The organism is Phreatobacter aquaticus (genome assembly GCF_005160265.1).
GTDB classification, from domain to species: Bacteria; Pseudomonadota; Alphaproteobacteria; order Rhizobiales; family Phreatobacteraceae; genus Phreatobacter; species Phreatobacter aquaticus.
Genome location: NZ_CP039865.1, coordinates 3,780,955 through 3,799,711 on the forward strand (window position 1 = coordinate 3,780,955; position 18,757 = coordinate 3,799,711).

Annotated in this window: 19 protein-coding genes; 3 read left to right on the forward strand and 16 right to left on the reverse strand. The window is 65.2% G+C overall.

All coding sequences use genetic code 11. The features are described 5' to 3' along the window. Positions 1 to 16: 16 nt before the first annotated feature. From rseP to E8L99_RS17980, 9 genes are all read right to left on the reverse strand, one after another. Positions 17 to 1,351 carry an RIP metalloprotease RseP gene (gene rseP, locus E8L99_RS17940; protein ID WP_137100834.1) on the reverse strand — a complete coding sequence of 445 codons (1,335 nt, stop codon included), beginning with the start codon at positions 1,349 to 1,351 and terminating at the stop codon, positions 17 to 19. A gap of 57 nt (positions 1,352 to 1,408) precedes the next feature. Next, positions 1,409 to 2,578 (reverse strand): 1-deoxy-D-xylulose-5-phosphate reductoisomerase, encoded by a 1,170-nt coding sequence (dxr, locus tag E8L99_RS17945; protein ID WP_137100835.1) that lies wholly within the window; start codon positions 2,576 to 2,578, stop codon positions 1,409 to 1,411. A 5-nt stretch (positions 2,579 to 2,583) separates the two neighbouring features. Then, positions 2,584 to 3,450, reverse strand: a complete 867-nt coding sequence (locus E8L99_RS17950; RefSeq protein ID WP_137100836.1) for a phosphatidate cytidylyltransferase — start codon at positions 3,448 to 3,450, stop codon at positions 2,584 to 2,586. Position 3,451: 1 nt separating this feature from the next. Next, positions 3,452 to 4,246 carry an isoprenyl transferase gene (locus tag E8L99_RS17955; protein ID WP_137100837.1) on the reverse strand — a complete coding sequence of 265 codons (795 nt, stop codon included), beginning with the start codon at positions 4,244 to 4,246 and terminating at the stop codon, positions 3,452 to 3,454. Between the two features lie 16 nt (positions 4,247 to 4,262). Further along, a complete protein-coding gene (frr, locus tag E8L99_RS17960; protein ID WP_137100838.1) occupies positions 4,263 to 4,829 on the reverse strand; it encodes a ribosome recycling factor in 567 nt (188 codons plus the stop codon). Positions 4,830 to 4,881: 52 nt separating this feature from the next. Further along, positions 4,882 to 5,598 carry a UMP kinase gene (gene pyrH / locus E8L99_RS17965; protein WP_137100839.1) on the reverse strand — a complete coding sequence of 239 codons (717 nt, stop codon included), beginning with the start codon at positions 5,596 to 5,598 and terminating at the stop codon, positions 4,882 to 4,884. Between the two features lie 161 nt (positions 5,599 to 5,759). Further along, positions 5,760 to 6,683 carry a translation elongation factor Ts gene (gene tsf / locus E8L99_RS17970; RefSeq protein ID WP_137100840.1) on the reverse strand — a complete coding sequence of 308 codons (924 nt, stop codon included), beginning with the start codon at positions 6,681 to 6,683 and terminating at the stop codon, positions 5,760 to 5,762. A 139-nt stretch (positions 6,684 to 6,822) separates the two neighbouring features. Continuing rightward, positions 6,823 to 7,818 carry a 30S ribosomal protein S2 gene (locus tag E8L99_RS17975; protein WP_137100841.1) on the reverse strand — a complete coding sequence of 332 codons (996 nt, stop codon included), beginning with the start codon at positions 7,816 to 7,818 and terminating at the stop codon, positions 6,823 to 6,825. 170 nt (positions 7,819 to 7,988) lie between these two features. Continuing rightward, a complete protein-coding gene (locus E8L99_RS17980; RefSeq protein WP_137100842.1) occupies positions 7,989 to 8,639 on the reverse strand; it encodes an HAD hydrolase-like protein in 651 nt (216 codons plus the stop codon). Between the two features lie 133 nt (positions 8,640 to 8,772). On the opposite strand from E8L99_RS17980, the gene E8L99_RS17985 reads away from it, so the two are divergent. Beyond that, entirely contained in the window at positions 8,773 to 9,309 is a 537-nt protein-coding gene (locus E8L99_RS17985; RefSeq protein ID WP_137100843.1) for an MOSC domain-containing protein, read from the forward strand. Here E8L99_RS17985 and E8L99_RS17990 read toward each other — a convergent pair. The 7 genes from E8L99_RS17990 to E8L99_RS18020 form a co-directional block, all read right to left on the reverse strand. After that, positions 9,285 to 10,094: a response regulator gene (locus E8L99_RS17990; RefSeq protein ID WP_137100844.1), complete on the reverse strand. Its 810-nt coding sequence runs from the start codon at positions 10,092 to 10,094 to the stop codon at positions 9,285 to 9,287. The two genes, E8L99_RS17985 and E8L99_RS17990, sit on opposite strands and share 25 nt — an antisense overlap. A gap of 144 nt (positions 10,095 to 10,238) precedes the next feature. Next, positions 10,239 to 11,093 carry an NHL repeat-containing protein gene (locus E8L99_RS17995; protein ID WP_215907013.1) on the reverse strand — a complete coding sequence of 285 codons (855 nt, stop codon included), beginning with the start codon at positions 11,091 to 11,093 and terminating at the stop codon, positions 10,239 to 10,241. A 13-nt stretch (positions 11,094 to 11,106) separates the two neighbouring features. After that, a complete protein-coding gene (locus E8L99_RS18000) occupies positions 11,107 to 12,018 on the reverse strand; it encodes a polysaccharide deacetylase family protein (protein WP_137100845.1) in 912 nt (303 codons plus the stop codon). 25 nt (positions 12,019 to 12,043) lie between these two features. Then, positions 12,044 to 12,862, reverse strand: a complete 819-nt coding sequence (locus E8L99_RS18005; protein WP_137100846.1) for an ABC transporter permease — start codon at positions 12,860 to 12,862, stop codon at positions 12,044 to 12,046. A gap of 10 nt (positions 12,863 to 12,872) precedes the next feature. Next, positions 12,873 to 13,745: an ABC transporter permease gene (locus tag E8L99_RS18010; RefSeq protein ID WP_252511148.1), complete on the reverse strand. Its 873-nt coding sequence runs from the start codon at positions 13,743 to 13,745 to the stop codon at positions 12,873 to 12,875. 11 nt (positions 13,746 to 13,756) lie between these two features. Next, positions 13,757 to 14,785 (reverse strand): extracellular solute-binding protein, encoded by a 1,029-nt coding sequence (locus tag E8L99_RS18015; protein WP_137100847.1) that lies wholly within the window; start codon positions 14,783 to 14,785, stop codon positions 13,757 to 13,759. Positions 14,786 to 14,807: 22 nt separating this feature from the next. Next, positions 14,808 to 15,911, reverse strand: coding sequence for an ABC transporter ATP-binding protein (locus tag E8L99_RS18020; RefSeq protein ID WP_137100848.1), 1,104 nt, complete (start codon positions 15,909 to 15,911; stop codon positions 14,808 to 14,810). Between the two features lie 163 nt (positions 15,912 to 16,074). On the opposite strand from E8L99_RS18020, the gene E8L99_RS18025 reads away from it, so the two are divergent. Both E8L99_RS18025 and E8L99_RS18030 read left to right on the forward strand, forming a co-directional pair. Further along, positions 16,075 to 17,463: an amidase gene (locus E8L99_RS18025; RefSeq protein WP_137100849.1), complete on the forward strand. Its 1,389-nt coding sequence runs from the start codon at positions 16,075 to 16,077 to the stop codon at positions 17,461 to 17,463. Between the two features lie 194 nt (positions 17,464 to 17,657). Continuing rightward, positions 17,658 to 18,716 carry an ABC transporter substrate-binding protein gene (locus tag E8L99_RS18030; protein ID WP_137100850.1) on the forward strand — a complete coding sequence of 353 codons (1,059 nt, stop codon included), beginning with the start codon at positions 17,658 to 17,660 and terminating at the stop codon, positions 18,714 to 18,716. The last annotated feature ends 41 nt before the right edge of the window (positions 18,717 to 18,757 follow it).

Sequence of the window (18,757 nt, forward strand, 5' to 3'; positions counted from 1 at the left end):
GGCCACGCCCCGCAACTCAGCCGACCAATCCCCGCAAGTCGTTCCAGGTCGCGAAGATCATCATCATCAACACCAGCGCAAGACCGACGCGAAACGCCATTTCCTGTGCCTGTTCGCTCATCGGACGGCCACGAATGGCCTCGATCGCGTAGAAAACCAGATGCCCGCCGTCGAGCATGGGAATCGGAAAAAGGTTGAGTAGGCCGATCGAAACCGAGATCAGCGCCACCAGACTCAGCAACGCACCGAAACCAATTGATGCCGCCTCACCCGACACCTGGGCGATCCGGATCGGACCGCCGAGCTGGTCGGCGCTCTGGGTTCCCATGATCACACCGCCGAGATAGCCGAAGGTGCGCTCGACGACGAACCACGTCTCCTTGACGCCAAGCCAGGTGGCGGTCGCCGGATCATAGCGGCGGATCACCATGGCGGCCTGATCGCGCGAGGGCGAGATGCCAAGGCGGCCGACCCGGTGCGTCCCACCGAAACGGTCCTTGAACTGCGTGATCGACGGCGTCGCTGTGATCTCGACATTGCGGCCGTCGCGGTTGACCACGACCTGAAGCGGCTCGCCAGCGCGCACTTCGACGAAGCGCTGCATGTCGGTGAAGCTCTCGATCGCCCGGCCATTGATCGACAGCACGAGGTCGCCCGGGCGGAATCCCGCCTGTTCGGCAACCGAGCCCTGGAACCAGGCGGCCTGCGGCACGGCCGAGACAGTCACCTGCTGGCTGCCGCGGCTGACCACGACATCAAGCTGTTGGCCGGCCTTGGCTGCAAGCGTGGCCTTGATCGCGTCCAAGCTGATCGCACGCTCGCCGCCAACGGAATAGATCACGTCACCCGGACGGAAGCCGCCCTGGTCGGTGATGCTGACCGGCACCAACCCGCCGACCCGCGGTTCGATGAACGGCTTGCCATAGAGCGAGAAGATGCCGGCGAACACGACGATCGCGAGGATGAAATTGGCGATCGGCCCGGCGGCGACGATCGCGGCGCGCTGGGCCAGCGATTTGTAGAGGAAGCTGACCGAGCGCTCCTCCGCCGACATCGCTTCGGCACCAGCGAAATCGGGCTTGCTGGCGGCGTCCGCGTCGCCAAAGAATTTCACATAGCCGCCCAGCGGGATGGCCGAAAGCTTCCAGCGCGTGCCGTGACGGTCGTTGAAACCGAACAACTCGCGGCCGAATCCGATCGAGAACACCTCGACACGCACGCCACAGCGCCGCGCGACCCAGAAATGGCCGAGCTCGTGGAAAAACACCACGATCGTCAGGACGAACAGGAACGGGATCACGACCGAGACCACAGTCCAGCCGGTCCCGCCCATTGCGGAGATGAAATTCATGTCAACGTCCCATGGACATGCGCCAACCTAGCAAGGCCAACCCACATCCTCCCATGGTTAAGATGCCGCAGAGACGGCCCTGTGCATAGTGCTGGTGGCTCGCTCTCTGGCGACATGGTCAATGAAGTTTAAGTCTTCCAGTGTGGCCGCAGAAGGGCCGGTGCCGAGCGCGTCAAGCGTCTCGGCGACGGTGCGGGCGATGTCGCCGAAGCCGATGCGCCGTGCCAGAAAGGCCTCCACCGCCACTTCATTGGCGGCATTCAGCACGCAGGGCGCCCTGCCCCCGGCGCGCATGGCGTCGATGGCCAGGCGCAGCGCTGGAAAGCGCACCAGATCCGGCTCCTCGAAGGTCAGACTGCCCAGGGCTGCGAGATCGAGCCGCCGCGACGGCCCGTCGATCCGTTCGGGAAATCCGAGGCAATGGGCGATCGGCACGCGCATGTCGGCAGCGCCGAGCTGGGCGACCACCGAGCCGTCGCGGTAGCCGACCATGCCGTGGACGGCCTGCTGCGGATGGACAAGCACCTTGAGCCGGTCGGCCGGCATGGCGAACAGATGGTGGGCCTCGATCAGTTCAAGGCCCTTGTTCATCAGGCTGGCGGAATCGATCGTCACCTTGGCACCCATGGCGTAATTGGGGTGCTTCAGCGCGTCCTGCGGCGTCGCCGCGGCAATGGCTTCGGCGTTCCAGGTGCGGAACGGCCCGCCCGAGGCCGTCAGCCAGACGGTCTCGACATCCTCGATGCGCGATCCCGCCAGCGCCTGGAAGACAGCGTTGTGCTCGGAATCGACCGGCAGGATGCGCACACCGTGGCGAGCCGCCTCCGACATCACCAGATCGCCCGCCGCGACCAGGCTTTCCTTGTTGGCAAGCGCGACCGTGATGCCGCGGCGGATCGCCGCGAGCACCGGGGCAACCCCGGCCGAGCCGGAAATCGCCGCCAGGACCATATCGGCGGATCGTTCCGCGGCAGCAACGACGGCATCCGGGCCAGCCGCGGCCTCGATCCCGCTACCGGCCAGTGCCGCCTTGAGCGCGTGATAGGCTTGCGGATTGGCGATGGCGGCGAACCGCGCGCCGTGCTCCCGGGCGACGCGGGCGAGGCCGGCCGCGTCGGAATGGGCGGTGACAGCCTCCACGGTGAAGCGGTCGCGATGCCGGCTGACAAGATCCAGCGTGCTGGTGCCAACCGATCCGGTGGCGCCGAGAATCGTCAGGGATCGCATGATTGTCACCAGACCAGGATGCCGGTGGCAGCAGAGCCCGTTCCGCCCCGGACGATGCCGATGATGGCGGCGGCGACGGCGGCAACAAGAAAGCCGTCGAGCCGGTCCATCACGCCGCCATGACCGGGAATGAGTTTGCCGGCATCCTTGGCGGCGAATTGCCGCTTGACGAAGGATTCAAACAGATCGCCGCCCTGGCTGAGCGCCGCGATGACGAAGGTGACGAACCCGAGGGTCACGCCAACGTGGACATCGGCCAGATGGACGACCAGAAGCCCCAGAACCGTGCCGACAAGCGTGCCGCCGATGAAACCGGCCCACGTCTTCTTGGGCGAGAGTCTTGGCCAGAGCTTCGGACCGCCGATCGCCCGCCCGGCAAAATAGGCGGCGACATCGGTGCCCCAGACGACGGCGAACAGCCAGAGAATGGCGGTTGCTCCATGAACGGGATCCAGGCGCAGCAGGATGGGCCCCAGCACGACCGCGGCCGCATACCCGAATCCAGCCATCGCCCAGTTGCGCCGATCCTGCGTCGCCATCCCGGCCACCAGGGCGGCCCCTATCGCCAGGAGTGCCGCCTCGACCAGCAGGTCGCCGAACTGGATGAGGGCCCAGACGGCAAGGACGATCACAAGGCCTTCGACCACCAGCATGGCGCGGTGGCCCGGCCCCAGCACCAGGCCATTCCACTCCCACAGGACAACGAGGGCGGCGGCAAGCCACAACAGGGCGAAAAGCCAGCCGCCCATCCAGTCCGCCACCAGGGCGACGGGGACCATCACCAGTGCGGATGCAATGCGCCGCAAGAGATCGGGATCGGAGAAGGCACCGGCCGGCCGGCTGTCCGTCGTCGTCGATTGGTCGCCCATCATGTCAACCGCCCGATGCCGCGGCGACGCCGCCGAAACGGCGATCGCGGCGCTGATATTCGGCCAATGCCTCCATCAGCGGCTCCTTGCCATAGTCGGGCCAGAGGATCGGCTGGAACACCAGTTCGGAATAGGCCGCCTGCCAGAGCATGAAATTGGACAGCCGGACTTCGCCGGATGTCCGGATGATCAGGTCGGGATCGGGAATGCCGGCAGTGCCGAGCTTTGCTTCCAGCACGTCCGGCGTGATCGAGGCCGCATCGCGCAAGCCCGCCGCCACTTCCTCGGCCAGAAGCCGCGCCGCCTGGGCGATTTCCTGACGCGCGCCATAATTGAAGGCGACAACCAGCGTCTGCCGGCTGTTGGCGGCGGTCAGGGCTTCCGCCTCTTCGAGAAGCCGCCGGATATCCGGCTCAAGCCCCGCGCGCTCGCCCGAAACCCGCACGCGAACGCCCGCCTCGTGCAGCTCGGCAAGATCGTTGCGGATGAAACGCTTCAAAAGCCCCATCAGGGCCGAGACCTCGGCGAACGGCCTCGACCAGTTCTCCGAGGAAAACGAATAGACCGTGACGACCTCGATGCCGATCTCGCGGGCGGCCCTGAGCGTCCTGCGAAGCGCATCGACGCCGCGCCGGTGCCCCTCGACACGCGGCAGACCGCGGGCCTGCGCCCAGCGGCCATTGCCATCCATGATGATCGCGACATGGCGCGGCAAACCGGGGGCACGCCCAGCCTCATCGGCCGGCGGTCCATCCTGGGTCTGGTCAAACTCGCGGCCAGGTCGGCTCGTCAGGGTCATCGCTCCGGTCGCCTCCTCAGACGGTCATGATCTCTTTTTCTTTGTGCATCACCAGCTGGTCGATCTCGGCGATGTGCTTGTCGGTTTCCTTCTGCACCAGATCGGCGGCGCGGACATGCTCATCCTCGCTCATCGAATGGTCCTTTTCCTTGACCTTCAGCACGTCGAGCCCGTCGCGGCGCACATGGCGTACGGCCACCTTGGCACCCTCGGCATATTTGTGCGCGACCTTCACCATGTCTTTGCGGCGATCCTGCGTCAGTTCCGGGATGCGCAGCCGGATCACCTGACCCTCGGTCTGCGGATTGAGCCCGAGGCTGGATTCGCGGATCGCCTTCTCAACCGGCTGCACCATGGCGCGGTCCCAGACCTGAACCGACAGCAGCCGCGGCTCCGGCACGCTGACGGTTGCCACCTGGTTGACCGACATGGTCTGCCCATAGGCTTCCACCACGATCGGGTCGAGCAGGTTCGGCGAGGCGCGGCCCGTCCGCAATGTGCCGAGCTCGTGCTTGAAACTGGCAATCGCGCCGGCCATGCGGCGCTTGACGTCCTGAATGTCGAAAACGGGTGACGCGGCCATGGGGTTACGCCTCTGATCGTTGCGCTGTCATCACGCGGAATGTTGCCACGGGTCAGACCGTGACAAGGGTGGAGCGCCCCTGCCCGGCCAGCACGCTGGATACGGCCATGGGAGCATCAAGGGAGAAGACGATTATCGGAAGTCGGTTCTCTCGGGCAAGCGCGAAGGCGGCGGTATCCATCACCTTGAGGTCCTTGGCGATCGCATCGGCCGCGGTGATCTCGTCGAAACGCTGCGCCTTGGGGTCCCGCTTGGGGTCGGCGGAATAGACTCCGTCGACATTGGTACCCTTGAGAACGACGGCGCATTCCAACTCCACCGCCCGCATGGTCGCTGTCGTGTCGGTGGTCAGAAGCGGCACACCGATGCCACCGCCCAGCACCACGATGCGGCCTGCCGCGATATGGGCGAGCGCTGCGCGGACGGTATAGACGTCAAGCGCCTCGGGCACCGGCTCTGCCGAAAGCGCGACGGCCGGGTGACCGAGCGCGGTGATCTGGCCTGCGAGCGCAATGGCATTCATGACGGTTGCGAGCCGGCCGATGGCATCGGCATCGACCCGGGTCAGCCCAATGCCGGCGATCTGCTTGCCACGGAAGATGTTGCCGCCGCCGACTACGACCGCGAGCTCTGTGCCGGCCTTGGCGGCGGCAATCAGATCCTCGGCGATGGCGCGCACGGTCTTCGGGTCGAACCCGAAGTCCTGATCGCCGGCCAGCGCCTCGCCGGACACTTTCACCAGCGCGCGCTTGTAGCGTGGCTGCGCCATCCCGATCTCTCCGACTCGAACTGCCCGGTTCCGTGACGGACGGGTTTAGCGCAACCCGCCAAGCACGCAAGCCGAACGGGGACAAGTGGTCATCGTACCCACGAAAAAGGGGCGGTCGCCCGCCCCTTTTTGCCGGAGGTTTCGTGGAACAGGCCGGAGCCTCAGCTCTGGATACCAGCCTGTGCCGCGACCTCTGCGGCGAAGTCGTTTTCCGCCTTCTCGATGCCCTCGCCGAGGCCGAAGCGCACGAAGGCCGTCAGCTTGATCGGCGCGCCGACCTTGGCTTCAGCTTCCTTCAGCGCCTGCGCCACCGACTTGCCGGTGTCGTGGATGTAGACCTGATCGAGGAGGCAGACCTCCTTGGCATAGGTCTTCATGCCGCTCTCGACGATCTTGGCGATGACGTTCTCGGGCTTGCCGGCATTCTTCTCGGCAAGGATCGCCTTCTCGCGGGCGACGACGACGGGGTCGAGACCCGACGCATCGAGCGCCTGCGGATTGGCAGCGGCCACATGCATGGCGACCAGGCGGCCAAGGGCAGCCAGCTCATCCTTCGAGCCCGTCGATTCCAGGCCGACCAGCACGCCGATCTTGCCGAGGCCCGGCTCGATCTGGTTGTGCATGTAGGAGCCGACGACGCCATCGGAGACCGCAATCACCGCCGCGCGGCGCAGCGACATGTGCTCGCCAATGGTGGCAACAGCCGAGGCGATCGCATCGGCAACCGAGCTCTGCGGGCTGGCGGGTCCGGCCAGGATCGCGGCGACATCGTCGCCGGTCTTGAATGCGACATGGGCGACGAGCTTCACCAGGCCCTGGAACTGGTCGTTGCGGGCGACGAAGTCGGTCTCGGAATTGACCTCGACGACTGCGGCCTTCGGGCCGTCGCTCCACACGCCGATCAGGCCCTCGGCGGCCACGCGGCCGGCCTTCTTGGCGGCCTTCGACAGGCCCTTCTTGCGCAGGAGGTCGACGGCGGCCTCCATGTCGCCGTTGGTTTCGGTCAGGGCGGACTTGCAGTCCATCATGCCTGCGCCGGTCATCTCGCGCAGTTCCTTGACCATCTGGGCGGTGATGTTCGCCATGGGTCTTTATCCTTGACTATTGAGTGAATTCGACGGGAAACGGCCGGCCCGAGGGGTCGGACCGGCCGGAATGGAACCAAACCGTGTCACCGCCACATCATGCGAACATGGCAGGCGGATGACTGTCGGCGAGAGGGCCTCAGGCCGCTTCGGCGTCGACCAGCGCCTTTGACTGCGCGATCCAGCCTTCGACACGGCCAGGCAGACCGACGCTGTCGCCGATCTCGGACACATCAGCCGGGGTGAAGGCGGCAACCTGCCAGAAGTGGAAGATGCCGAGATCGTTCAGCTGCTTCTCGATGGCGGCCGAGACGCCGGTGAGCTTGGTGAGCTCGTCGGCCGGGCCACGCGGGCCAGCCAGACGCTCGGTGCCGGCGGGAGCTGCCGGGGTGAGGTCCTCGACGACCGGCTTTTCCATGGCGCCGAGATCGACACCCGACGAACCCTGCGAACGGGCGAGACCGTCGATGGCGGCGCGGGCGATCAGATCGCAATAGAGCGTCAGAGCGCGGCCGGCGTCGTCATTGCCCGGGATCGGATAGGTGATGCCGTCCGGATCGCAATTGGTGTCGACGATGGCGGCCACCGGGATGCCGAGGCGACGGGCCTCGAGGATGGCGATCGCCTCCTTGTTGGTGTCGATCACGAAGATCAGGTCCGGGACGCCGCCCATGTCCTTGATGCCGCCGAGGTTCTTCTCGAGCTTGTCGCGCTCGCGCGTCAGCTGGAGGGTTTCCTTCTTGGTGTAGCCGGCGCCGCCGTTCGACAGCGCGTCATCGAGCTTGCGCAGGCGCGAGATCGAGCCCGACACCGTCTTCCAGTTGGTCAGCGTGCCGCCGAGCCAACGCGAGTTGACGTAATACTGGGCGGCCTTCTTGGCGCCCTCGGCAATCGATTCCTGAGCCTGACGCTTGGTGCCGACGAACAGCACGCGGCCACCCTTGGCCACCGTGTCGGACACGGCGACGAGCGCGCGATGGAGCATCGGCACGGTCTGGGCGAGGTCGAGGATGTGGATGTTGTTGCGGACGCCGAAGATGTACTGGTTCATCTTCGGGTTCCAGCGATGGGCCTGATGGCCAAAGTGGCAGCCAGCTTCCAAAAGCTGACGCATGCTGAAATCGGGCAGCGACATAGGTCTTCTCCGGTTAAGCCTCCGCAGACATGGGCCGGAACCGGGATGGAACCTGCAACCCACCGGAGCGGCTCAGGACATCGCCCTGCACCGCAAGCCTGCGTGTGGAATGGCGCGGCGATACACGAAGCGCCTGGAACATGCAAGCGTGGGCGAGCTTTTCCGCCGGATCAGCCCATCAGGCCCGCCACCAGGGCAGGCAGATCGCCGGTCTTCTCGCACAGCCTGTCGGCCCCGGCTGCTGTCAGTTCCTCCGCGCCGCCATAGCCCCAGACGACGCCGATCGACGCGATACCGTGCCGTTTGGCGGCATGGATATCGTGCAGCCGGTCGCCGATCATCACGGTGCGCTTAGGGTCGATGCCCTGCTCGGCGATGATCTTGGCGATGATGTCGGCCTTGTCGTCGAGGCTGCCGTCCAGCGCCGCGCCATAGACCCGCTCGAAATGCGGCGCGTAGCCGAAGCGCTCGACGATGGGGATCGCATAGGGCTCGGGCTTGGCCGTGCAGACGAACATGCGGGACGCCTGCCCGCGCACGGTCGCGACCGCCTCGGGCATGCCGTCATAGAGCGAGAGATCATACATGCCGCCGCCGCGATAATGGTGCCGGTAGCGCTCGACCGCTGCTTCCGCGTCGGCGCCCTCGCCCATCACCTTGGGAAACGACAGTCTGAGCGCCGGACCGATAATCCAGCCAAGGCTCTCGAAGGGCGGCGGCGCGTGGCCGAGATCGACCAGCGCCTTCTGGAAGGAGCCGATGATGCCGGAGGCCGGATCGGTGAGGGTTCCGTCGAGATCGAAGAGGACCGTATAGCTCATCCGGCCCGTTTATCGCCTGAAGCCGCAGAGGTCCACGGCCGAGGCGGAACGTCACCCCTGCATGCCGGTGGCGATGACAAGACGGGCCGGATGGACCAGAACGCCGGAACCCGTTGTGAGGAGCTCGTTTGCCATGGCCCTGGTCGCATCCGTCAGCCTCAGTGCCCAGCACGGTTTTTCAAAGCCGCTGGCTGATCGCCTGACACTGCTCGAGGGGCTGGGTATCGAGGGCGACGCCCATTGCGGGCAGACCGTGAAGCACCGCTCGCGGGTGGCCGTCGACCCGACGCAGCCCAACCTCCGCCAGATCCATCTGATCCACGAAGAACTGTTCGTGGAACTCGCGGCCAAGGGCTATGCGATCCGCGCAGGCGACCTTGGCGAGAACATCACGACATCAGGCATCGACCTGCTGGCGCTTCCGACCGGCGCAATGCTGACGATCGGATCCGCCGTGATCGAGATCACCGGACTGCGCAATCCATGCCGGCAACTCGACGACTTCCGGCCAGGACTGATGAAGGCAGTCCTCGACCGGGCTGCCGACGGCAGCCTGATCCGCAAGGCCGGGATCATGGGTGTGGTTCGCTCAGGAGGCCTGGTGGCGCCGGGCGACCGGATCGTCATCACCTTGCCGCCCGAGCCTCACAGGCCGCTGGAACGGGTCTGATCCCAGATCTTGTAGGGCAGCGGCAGGCCCAGGACCTGGTGCATCACCCGGTCGACATCCTCCGGACCGAACGGCCGCGCGAGCGGCTTGATCTCGCCCTGATAGGTCAGGGGGCGAAGGTTGGCCGCCTCATCCGCCATCAGCACCACACGGACACCGGGATTGTGCGCCCGGATGATCCTGAGAATCTGGAAGCCATCCGCCTCCGCAAGCCCCCGGTCCACCACCACCACATCGGCGGGCGAGCGCATATAGGCCTCGATGCCCGAGACAGCATCTTCGGCTTCTTCGACGGCGACTTCGAAAAGCGATTGCGCGAAGCAATCCGACACGGCCGCGCGGGTCTCGTCGGAAGGATCGACGAGCAGAATGCGCGTCTGCAACGTCATACACGCATAGGTTTCAAGGATGCGGGTGATAGCGTCCTGATCCAGGGGTTTGACGAGATGATCATAGACGCCGCTCTTGCGCATTGTCGCGACATCGGCCGCCTCAGATCCCTCGCCAAGCGTCACGACGAACGGTTTTCCTGTCAGGTCTTTTCTGTTGGAGAAGAACTGACAACACGTCATGTCAATAAAGGCAATATTGATGCGGTTTGCTGTAAGAATATCAACAGCTTCCGCGCAACTGCAGGCTTCCAGAACCGTGAGCCACGGCGAGAACGCAGTGATGCCCATGCGAATGAAGTCGCGCCAGTCCGCCGACGGATCGGCCACAAGAATAGCCCATGGCGCCGCCTCCACGAGCGAAATATCGCTCGTGCCGTCTGATAGATTGCTCATGTAACGTCCAGAATCGCGGGCAGCCGACCTCGGCCCGACACACGATCCCGCGCCGCATCTTGGGATCGTGCGCAGAGTGTTAAGAGACTTGGTTGCTCAAATCAAGACAGTATTATGTAAAAATGGCGTCAGTTGCCGGCAAACCTATTCGGCTATACGCCGCAGGACACTAATCCGGCTGGGATTACCTTCCGCTAGGTAAATATCACCAGTCGAAGTCCCGAACAAACCGTGGGCGCCATTGAGCATCGGCCTGCACCGCCCAAGACGGGCCCCATCCGGGCCGATCAGGGTCAAACTTGGCACCATATCCGTGACATAGGCCCTGCCCTCCGCATCGCCCCAGATGCCGACCGGCTGGTAGAAGTCGCCCCAGGTCTGCAGATGCTTGCCTTCGCCGTCGAAAACCTGGACGCGATTCCATGTGCGATCTACAACCGCAACGCGTCCATCCGCGAAAGTCCAGATCGCATGTGGCCAGACGAATTGACCGTCCTCGGCCCCATGGCTGCCCCAGGTCTGCAGATGCGCGCCATCGGCCGAGAACCGGTGGACATGCGGCGCGCCATAGCCATCCGACACATAGATGTCGCCCCAGGCGGAGACCGAGACATCGGTCGGATGGTTGAACGGCGTGCGCGGCTGGCCGCGGGTGCCGAGCTGCCCCAGCCGATCGCCATTGGGCGAGAACCAGATCACCTCATGCATGTCACGGTCGACGACGATGATGTTGCCCTGGGGATCGACAGTCATCATGTGGGAATCGGCGATATCCGCCCCACCCCAGCCGTTGAGATAGCTGCCATCGGGCGCAAGCTCGATCACCCGGGGATCGTCGGGTTGGGTCTGGCTGTCGTGGCGCAGCATGACGAAGACGTGGTCGCGCGCGTCGACGGTCACATCGGTCACGAAGCCCGCATTCTTCGGCCAGGTGCCGAACGGGCGTTCGATGCGATAGCGGGTGTCGCCGAGTGCGACGATCAGATCATGCGAAGCCACGATGCTCTTCCCTTCAGGCGGCGAAGGGATGAGTCTTGACCCAATGCTGGGCAATGTCGAGACGGCGCGTCACCCAGACACCCTCTTGGCTCTTCACATAATCCAGGAACCGGGCAAGGCCGGCGGCCCGCGCGGGATGGCCGATGAGCCGCATGTGCAGGCCGACCGACATCATCTTCGGTTGGGTCTTGCCCTCGGCATAGAGCATGTCGAAGGCATCCTTGTGCCATTCGAAATAGTCGGCCGAGGTGCCGAAGAAGCCCGAGCCGAACTTGCCGTCATTGTTGACCAGCGAATAGGGCACGACGAGGTGCGGCTTGCCGTCGACCGTCTTCCAATAGGGCAGTTCGTCGTCATAGGCGTCGGAATCGTAGAGGAAGCCCCCCTCCTCCACCACCAGCTGGCGGGTGTTGACGCTCGGGCCATAGCGGCAGTACCAGCCGAGCGGCCGCTCGCCGACGGTCTCCTTCAGCGAGACGATCGCCTTGCGGATGTGCTCACGCTCCTCTTCCTCGCTCAGGAGGTAATGCTTGATCCAGCGCCAGCCGTGGCAGCAGACATCGAAGCCGGAGGCCTTGATGGCGGCAGCAGCCTCGGGGTTGCGCTCGATGGCAAGCGCGCAGCCGAACACGGTCATCGGCAGATCGCGCTCCTGGAAGAGCCGCATCAGCCGCCAGAAGCCGACGCGGCTGCCATAGGCGAACATGCCCTCGCCCGCGAGGTCGCGTCCCTCGACGCCGGTCGGCAGTCCGGTCGCCTCGGTGAGGCCGATCTCGGTAAAGCCCTCGCCGTCCTGCACCGAGGGCTCGGAGCCCTCCTCGTAGTTCATGACGAAATTGATCGCGATGCGCGCGCCACCCGGCCATTTCGGATCCGGGGGATTGGCGCCGTAGCCGATCAGGTCGCGGTCATAGATCGAGGCCATGGCCGATTGCTCCTCAAGAATTGCGTCAAGCGCTCATGCGCTTGGTCAGTCCGGTCAGCCGGTCCATGACCACCATCAGGATCAGCGTCGCCAGGATCAGCACGCCGGCAATGGCCGCGATCCGGACGTCGAGCGTCGATTCCATCATGCCCCACATCCGGATCGGCAGCATGGAGGTCCGCGCGTTCGACAGGAACAGCGACACCGGCACATTGTCCATCGACGAGATGAAGGCGAGGAAGGCGCCCGCCGCGATGCCAGGCGCGATCAGCGGCAGCGTGATCCGCCGGAACGCATAGAACCGGCTGGCACCGAGATTGGCGGAAGCCTCCAGGAGCGCCGGGTCGAGCTGCGTCAGGCTTGCGAGCGTCGTACGGAAGATGAACGGCGCGATCACCACCAGATGGCCGGCGATGAGCAGATTGAGCGAGGGCCTGACGCCCAGCACGGAAAAGAACATCAGCGCTGCCAGTCCGTAGGACAGTGTCGGCAGAACCAGCGGCGACAGGAAGCTTGCCTCCAGCGCCTTGGCCGAGGGCCGGCTCACGCGCGTGATGGCAAGAGCCGCCAGAACCGAAAGGACCGAGCCGATCGCGGTCGCAATGCCAGCCACCCACACCGAATTCAGCGCTGCCGTGTGGATCGGGCCGGAACGGGCGGGATCGAACAGCTCCCGGTACCAGCGGATCGACACGTCCGGCGGCGGGAAGCGGAGCGTCTGCGATGTCGTGAACGAAGTCGCAATCACGATCAGCACAGGTCCGATCAGGATGGCGATCGCCAGCGTCGCGATCAGGCCGATCACCCAGGTGTAGGAGATGTCGGCGGGCGTCGAGCGTTGCATCGCGATGTCCTCAGGTCGTCTTCGCGAAGCGGCCGAGCCAGCCGAGCGCCATGATGCCGGAGAGCACCGTGAACAGGAGCGTCAGCGAGGCGACCGCCGCGAACGGCCAGTTATAGACCACCATGGACTGCTGCCAGATCAGCGCCGGCAGATAGACGAGCCTGGCGCCGCCGATCACCGATTGCGAGATGAAGGCGGTGGTGGCCGAGGCAAAGACCAGCGTCGCGCCGGCGATCCAGCCTGGGAGCGTCAGCGGCAGGATCACCCGGAAGAAGGTCCGCCATTTCGAGCTGCCGAGCGCACGTGACGCGTCCACCAAGTTCTGGTCCATTTGGTTCATGATGGTGAGCAGCGGCAAGAGCATCAGCGGCATCTCGATCTGCGTCAGCGCGATGACGAGGCCGAGTTCGGTCTGCAGGAGATTGAGCGGGGTCGCCGTGATGCCGAGCGTCATCAGCGTCTGGTTGATCACCCCCTCGCGGGCGAGGATCACGATCCAGGCGAAGGTGCGGATCACCACCGATGTCAGAAGCGGCATCAGGATGACGAAGATCAGCACGCGCTGGATGCGCGGGCTGGAGGCGCGGAACACCAGGGCCAGCGGATAGGCGAGGAAGGTTGTCGCCACCACCGCGAAGACGCCAAGCTTCAGCGTGTCGTAGATCACCTTGAGATAGAAGGCGTCGGTGTAGAATTTGGTCCAGCTGCCGAAGCCGAGGACCGTCTGCTCGGAATCCGAATAGAGGCTGACCCCGAGCAGGATCGCGAAGGGCGCGGCGAAGAAGATGAGATAGGTCAGGCCGAGCGGCGCCGCGAGACGCCAGTCGACCTTCTCCATGAGGGCGCCGGCACCGCCGCCGCCCGTCGCCACTGCCCCTGCCATGCGACTTAGCCTTACTTCGTGATCTCTTTGTTGAACCGCTCGATCCAGGCCGCACGCAGCGGATTGATCTTCGACCAGTCGTGCGTGGCCATTTTCGCCAGCTCGTCCAGCGACTTGATGTCCAGCGTGTCGACCAGGGTCACGTCCTTGTTGATCGGGATCATGTTGTAGGGCTGGCGCTGCAACAGGGTCTGAACCTCGGCCGAGATCGCCGTGTCCATATACTTGTAGGCATTGGCGACATTGTCGGCGCCCTTGACGATGTGCAGCGTCGTCTGGAACGTGATCGCGCCCGTCTCCGGCTTGACGAACTCGATGTCGACACCCCGGCCCTTCAGGATCGCGACCGTGTTGGTGTTGGTGTACATGATGTCGATCTGGCCCTGCTGGAACAGGCCCGGCATGGCGGCGGGAGCCGCGACCGCGGCAGCCTTGGCGACAGCCTTCTTCAGTTCGGCGAAGACCGGCTCGACATTGGTCTCCGAACCGCCGAACACCTTGGCCATCTCGATGATCGACACGGTGCCGAAGGTCGTCTGGAAGCCGGTGAGGCCGAGACGCTCGACATAGGGCGACTTGAAGAGATCGGCCCAGCCCTTCGGCGCGGCGGCGAACTTCTTCGGATTGTAGGCGATGCCGACGACCTGCGCATTGCAGGTCACGCCGTGCGAGGTGATCAGTCCAGTGGGAACCTTCGGGGCATTGCTCAGCTTGGAAGCATCGATCGGCTCGAACAGTCCGGCGGCCTGGGCAGCGGCGGCCGGACCCGGATCCAGCACGAAGCAATCGAACGGCGGCACGCCGCGGGCGGCACGCACCTTGGCGACCTGATCGACCGCGAACAGCGAGTCGAAGGCGACATCGATATCGGCGGCCTTCTTCAGCGCCGGCGCGACGACCCCGCGATAGGCCTCTTCCCAGGTGCCGGGATAGATCGCGGCGGTCAGGGTGCCTGCGGCATGGCCAGTTCGCGGCAGGATGGCGGCTGCGCCAAGCGCACCGGCGCCAATCATCAGGTCTCGGCGGTTGAGGATGGTCATTCGTGTCTCCTGGGCTTTGGGCTTATGCGGGATGAAACAGGGCCGGGCGGGCGTGGGGGCCCAACCCGCAGAAATGGGAGCCGGCGACGCCGAAGCCCTCGCCGGGGCGGCGGGGCGCGGCGACCTTGATCGCTTCGCCGCGCGGTCCGGTTGCGTCGTGGATCAGGTCGCCACCGATCGGCAGGCTGAGCTTGAGGTCGACCGGGAACCGGTCGGCGCCCGGTTGGTCCACCAGCAGCAATTGTTCGGGCCGGACCGAGACGACGACGGCATCGCCCACCGTGAAGGCATGGCGCGAGGCAATCGACCAGACGGCCCCGTTGTCGAGCGTCACCACATAGGTCCCGCTCTCGACGCCGGTCACGCGGCCCGGCAGCAGATTGCTCGATCCGATGAAATTGTTGACGAACAGCGTCTCCGGCTCGTCATAGATCTCGACTGGTGTGCCCAGCTGCTCGATCCGTCCCTGGCTCATCACCGCGATCCGGTCGGCGATCGACATCGCCTCGTCCTGATCGTGGGTGACCATGATGGCGGTCAGCGCGAACTGACGCTGCAGCCGCTTGATCTCGATCTGCATGTCGAGGCGCAGGTTCTTGTCGAGGGCGGCGAAGGGCTCGTCGAGCAGCAGGATGCGCGGCCGGATGGCGAGCGCACGGGCAAGCGCCACGCGCTGCTGCTGACCGCCCGACAATTGCTTCGGCTTGCGGTCGCCGAACGTCTGCATCTGGACGATGCCGAGCATTTCCTTGACCCGCTCGGCCTGCTCATCGCGGCTCATGCCGCGTGCCGCGAGCCCATAGGCGATGTTGTCCGCCACCGTCATGTGCGGGAACAGCGCGTAGTTTTGGAAGACGATGCCGATCTCGCGGCGGTTCGGCGGCAGCTCGTCGATCGGCCGGTCGCCGATGATCACCCGGCCATTGGTCTGTTGGATGAAGCCCGCAACGATCCGGAGCAGCGTGGTCTTGCCGCAGCCGGACGGCCCGAGCAGCGCGACCAGTTCGCCCCCCTTGACCTTGAGCGTCACATTATCGACCGCGAAGCCCGAGCCATAGCTGTGGGTGACGCCATCCAGCGTCAGCGGCTGGGCGGATCGGGTCTCGGGCGGAGCCGTCTGGATCATCGGGGGCGGTTCACATCGCAGCCGCCGGAATGGCGTCTGGTCCCGACAGGTAGCAACCGCCGTGCCACTTGCCGCAGGGGCAGGTGCCGGACGGGCCGGGTGCCAAGCGGCCTCCGCCTTGCTAAGCACGGGGTCCAAGCGAACCCGCGGAATGGAGACTGCAATGACTGAAACCGACAGCTCCTGGCCGTCGATCGACGCCATCGCCGCCGCGGTGAACGCCGGCCAGTCCTCCGCTCGTCAGCAGGTCGAAAAGGCACTCAGCCTGATCGATCGCCTCAATCCGGCGCTCAATGCCTTCATTCTGGTCGATCGGCAGGAGGCGCTGAAACAGGCGGACGCGGTCGATCGGCGCATCGCGGCGGGCGAGCGCCCTGCCCTTGCCGGCGTGCCGGTGACGATCAAGGACAATATCTGGGTCGGCGGCTGGCGGGTCACGCAAGGATCCAATCTTTTCAAGGGCTTCGTAGCGCCTGAGGATGCCGTGGCGGTCGAGCGCCTGCGCCTGGCCGGCGCCATCATTGTCGGCATCACCAACACGTCGGAATTCGCCGCCAAGGGTCAGACGCGCAATCTGCTTCACGGCGCAACGCGCCATCCCCTGAACCCGGACCTCACGCCCGGCGGCTCGTCGGGCGGGCCGGTTGCGGCGGTCGCCAGCGGCATGGTGCCCTTCGCGCTCGGCACCGATGCCGGCGGCTCCAGCAGGCGGCCTCCCGCCCATACCGGTCTTGTCGGATTCAAGCCGTCCTTCGGGGCAATCCCCTATGGTCCGGGCTTCGAGGAGCCGTTCTTCGGCATTTCCTGCAACTGCCCGATCACTCGCACGGTGGGCGAGGCAGCCCTTGCCTTTGAGGCGATGGCCGGCCCCGACGGGCGCGATCCGCACTCGGCTCTTGTGGAGCCTGCGGTCGATCGCGACCCCGGCACGCTGCGGATTGCATACAGTCCGAAATGGGGTCTCGACGTGCCTGTCGACCCCATCGTTGCCCGGCGCGTCTCCGATGCCGTCGACAAGCTGCGCTTCGCCGGGCTCGACATCATCGACATCGATCCCGTCTGGCCGGCAGGCGCCGCCGAAACCGGTCTCAATGCCATCCAGCATGCGGGCCTGGCCGCGCTCTATCGCGACGCCTGGCGGGCCGATCCGTCGCGCATCGATCCCGACCTCGGGGCCCAGATCGACACCGGCGCGACCTATTCGGGCGTGGATGTCGCAAACGCACTGCTTCTCTCGGAAAGTGTTGCAATATCAGCAGCTAAATGGTTCCGCGACAATGCGCTGGACCTGGCCATCGGGCCGACCACGCCGTGTACATCCTGGTCGATCGACAAGCTGGGACCGGACACGATCGACGGGGTGAATGTCGGCCCGCGCGGTCACGCGGTCTTCACGCCGCTGTTCAACCATGCCCGCCAGCCGGCGATCTCCATCCCCTGCGGAACCGATGAGGCCGGTCTGCCCATCGGCCTGCAGATCGTCGCGCCGCGCCTGAAGGACCGCCGACTGCTGGAAGCGGCCAGCCTCCTGGAGGCGGTTTTCACCCGCTGACCCCGCCCCCCAAGGCACGCCTGCCTAATTGATGTGCTGCCGGATGCACCAGTCGGATGCACATTTTTTGTGCAGAATCCTGATGCCTTCTGACGAACCCCTTCTGCGCTCTGGCGGCACGCCTCTTGCTGAATGGGATGCCATCTCAGGCCGGCGACCTTTCCCGGCCAAGGCAGAGGTGGAGGACCATAGGCATGACGAGCAACACCCGTTCGGACGGTATCAATCGCCGCACCATTCTCGCAGGGTTCGGCGCGGGCACTGTTGCCTCGCTGGGCGCCCCTCAGATCCTGCGGGCCCAGACGCGTGAACTGGTCGTCGGTGGCGCCGCCAGCCACAAGGCCTGGGTCGAGACCCATGTCCAGCCGCTGTTCGAGAAGAAGTACAACGCCAAGCTGACCTTCGAGGGCACCCGCTCGCTGGTGAACCTCGAGAAGATGCAGAAGAACAAGGACCGGCCCTATCTCTCGGTCGTCCAGATGGACGATCCGGTGATGATCCTGGCGGTCAAGGAAGGCCTGCTCGATCCGCTGACCGCGGCCAAGGCGCCGAACCTCGCCAAGCTGAAGCCGGGCACGGTCCACATGGACGGCCAGTGGGCCAACTATCTCCAGCCCTGGCAGGGCATCGCCTACAATACCAATGTCATCAAGGAGCCGCCGACCTCCTGGGCCGATGCCTGGGACCCGAAGTACAAGGGTCGCATCATCATCCCGTCGCTGCAGAACACCGAAGGCCTGGCCAATCTGTTCGTGGCCTCGAGCATCGCGACCGGCAAGCCGATGGCGGAAGCCATGCGCGACACCGAATCCGGCTTCAAGAAGCTGGTCTCGCTCAAGCCCAACCTGCTCACCGTCTATAACCAGATGCCCCAGGCCTTCAGCCTGCTGGAGCAGGGCGAGGCGCACATGATCGTTGGCGCCCTCTCCTCCTTCGCGCTTCAGCGCCGGCTCGACGGCGCGCCGCTCGGCCTTGCCGCGCCGAAGGAAGGCATCTTCCCGGTCCCTTCGGGCATCGCCGTGGTCAAGGGCGGCCCGAACGCCGATCTCGCCTTCGCCTATGTCAACGAGCTGCTCGGCGCCGAGGTCCAGAACAAGATCGCTCCGCCGACCTTCGCACTGCCGACGAATGTCGACGTGCCGATCCCGGCCGGCATGCCGACCAATGCCACCATGCACACGATCGACTGGGCCTTCGTCGCCGAGAATCGCAATTCATGGGTCCAGCGCTGGGACCGCGAGATGTCGATGTGATCATCGCCACTGGCGATTGACGTGCAGGACGGGTCCGGCTT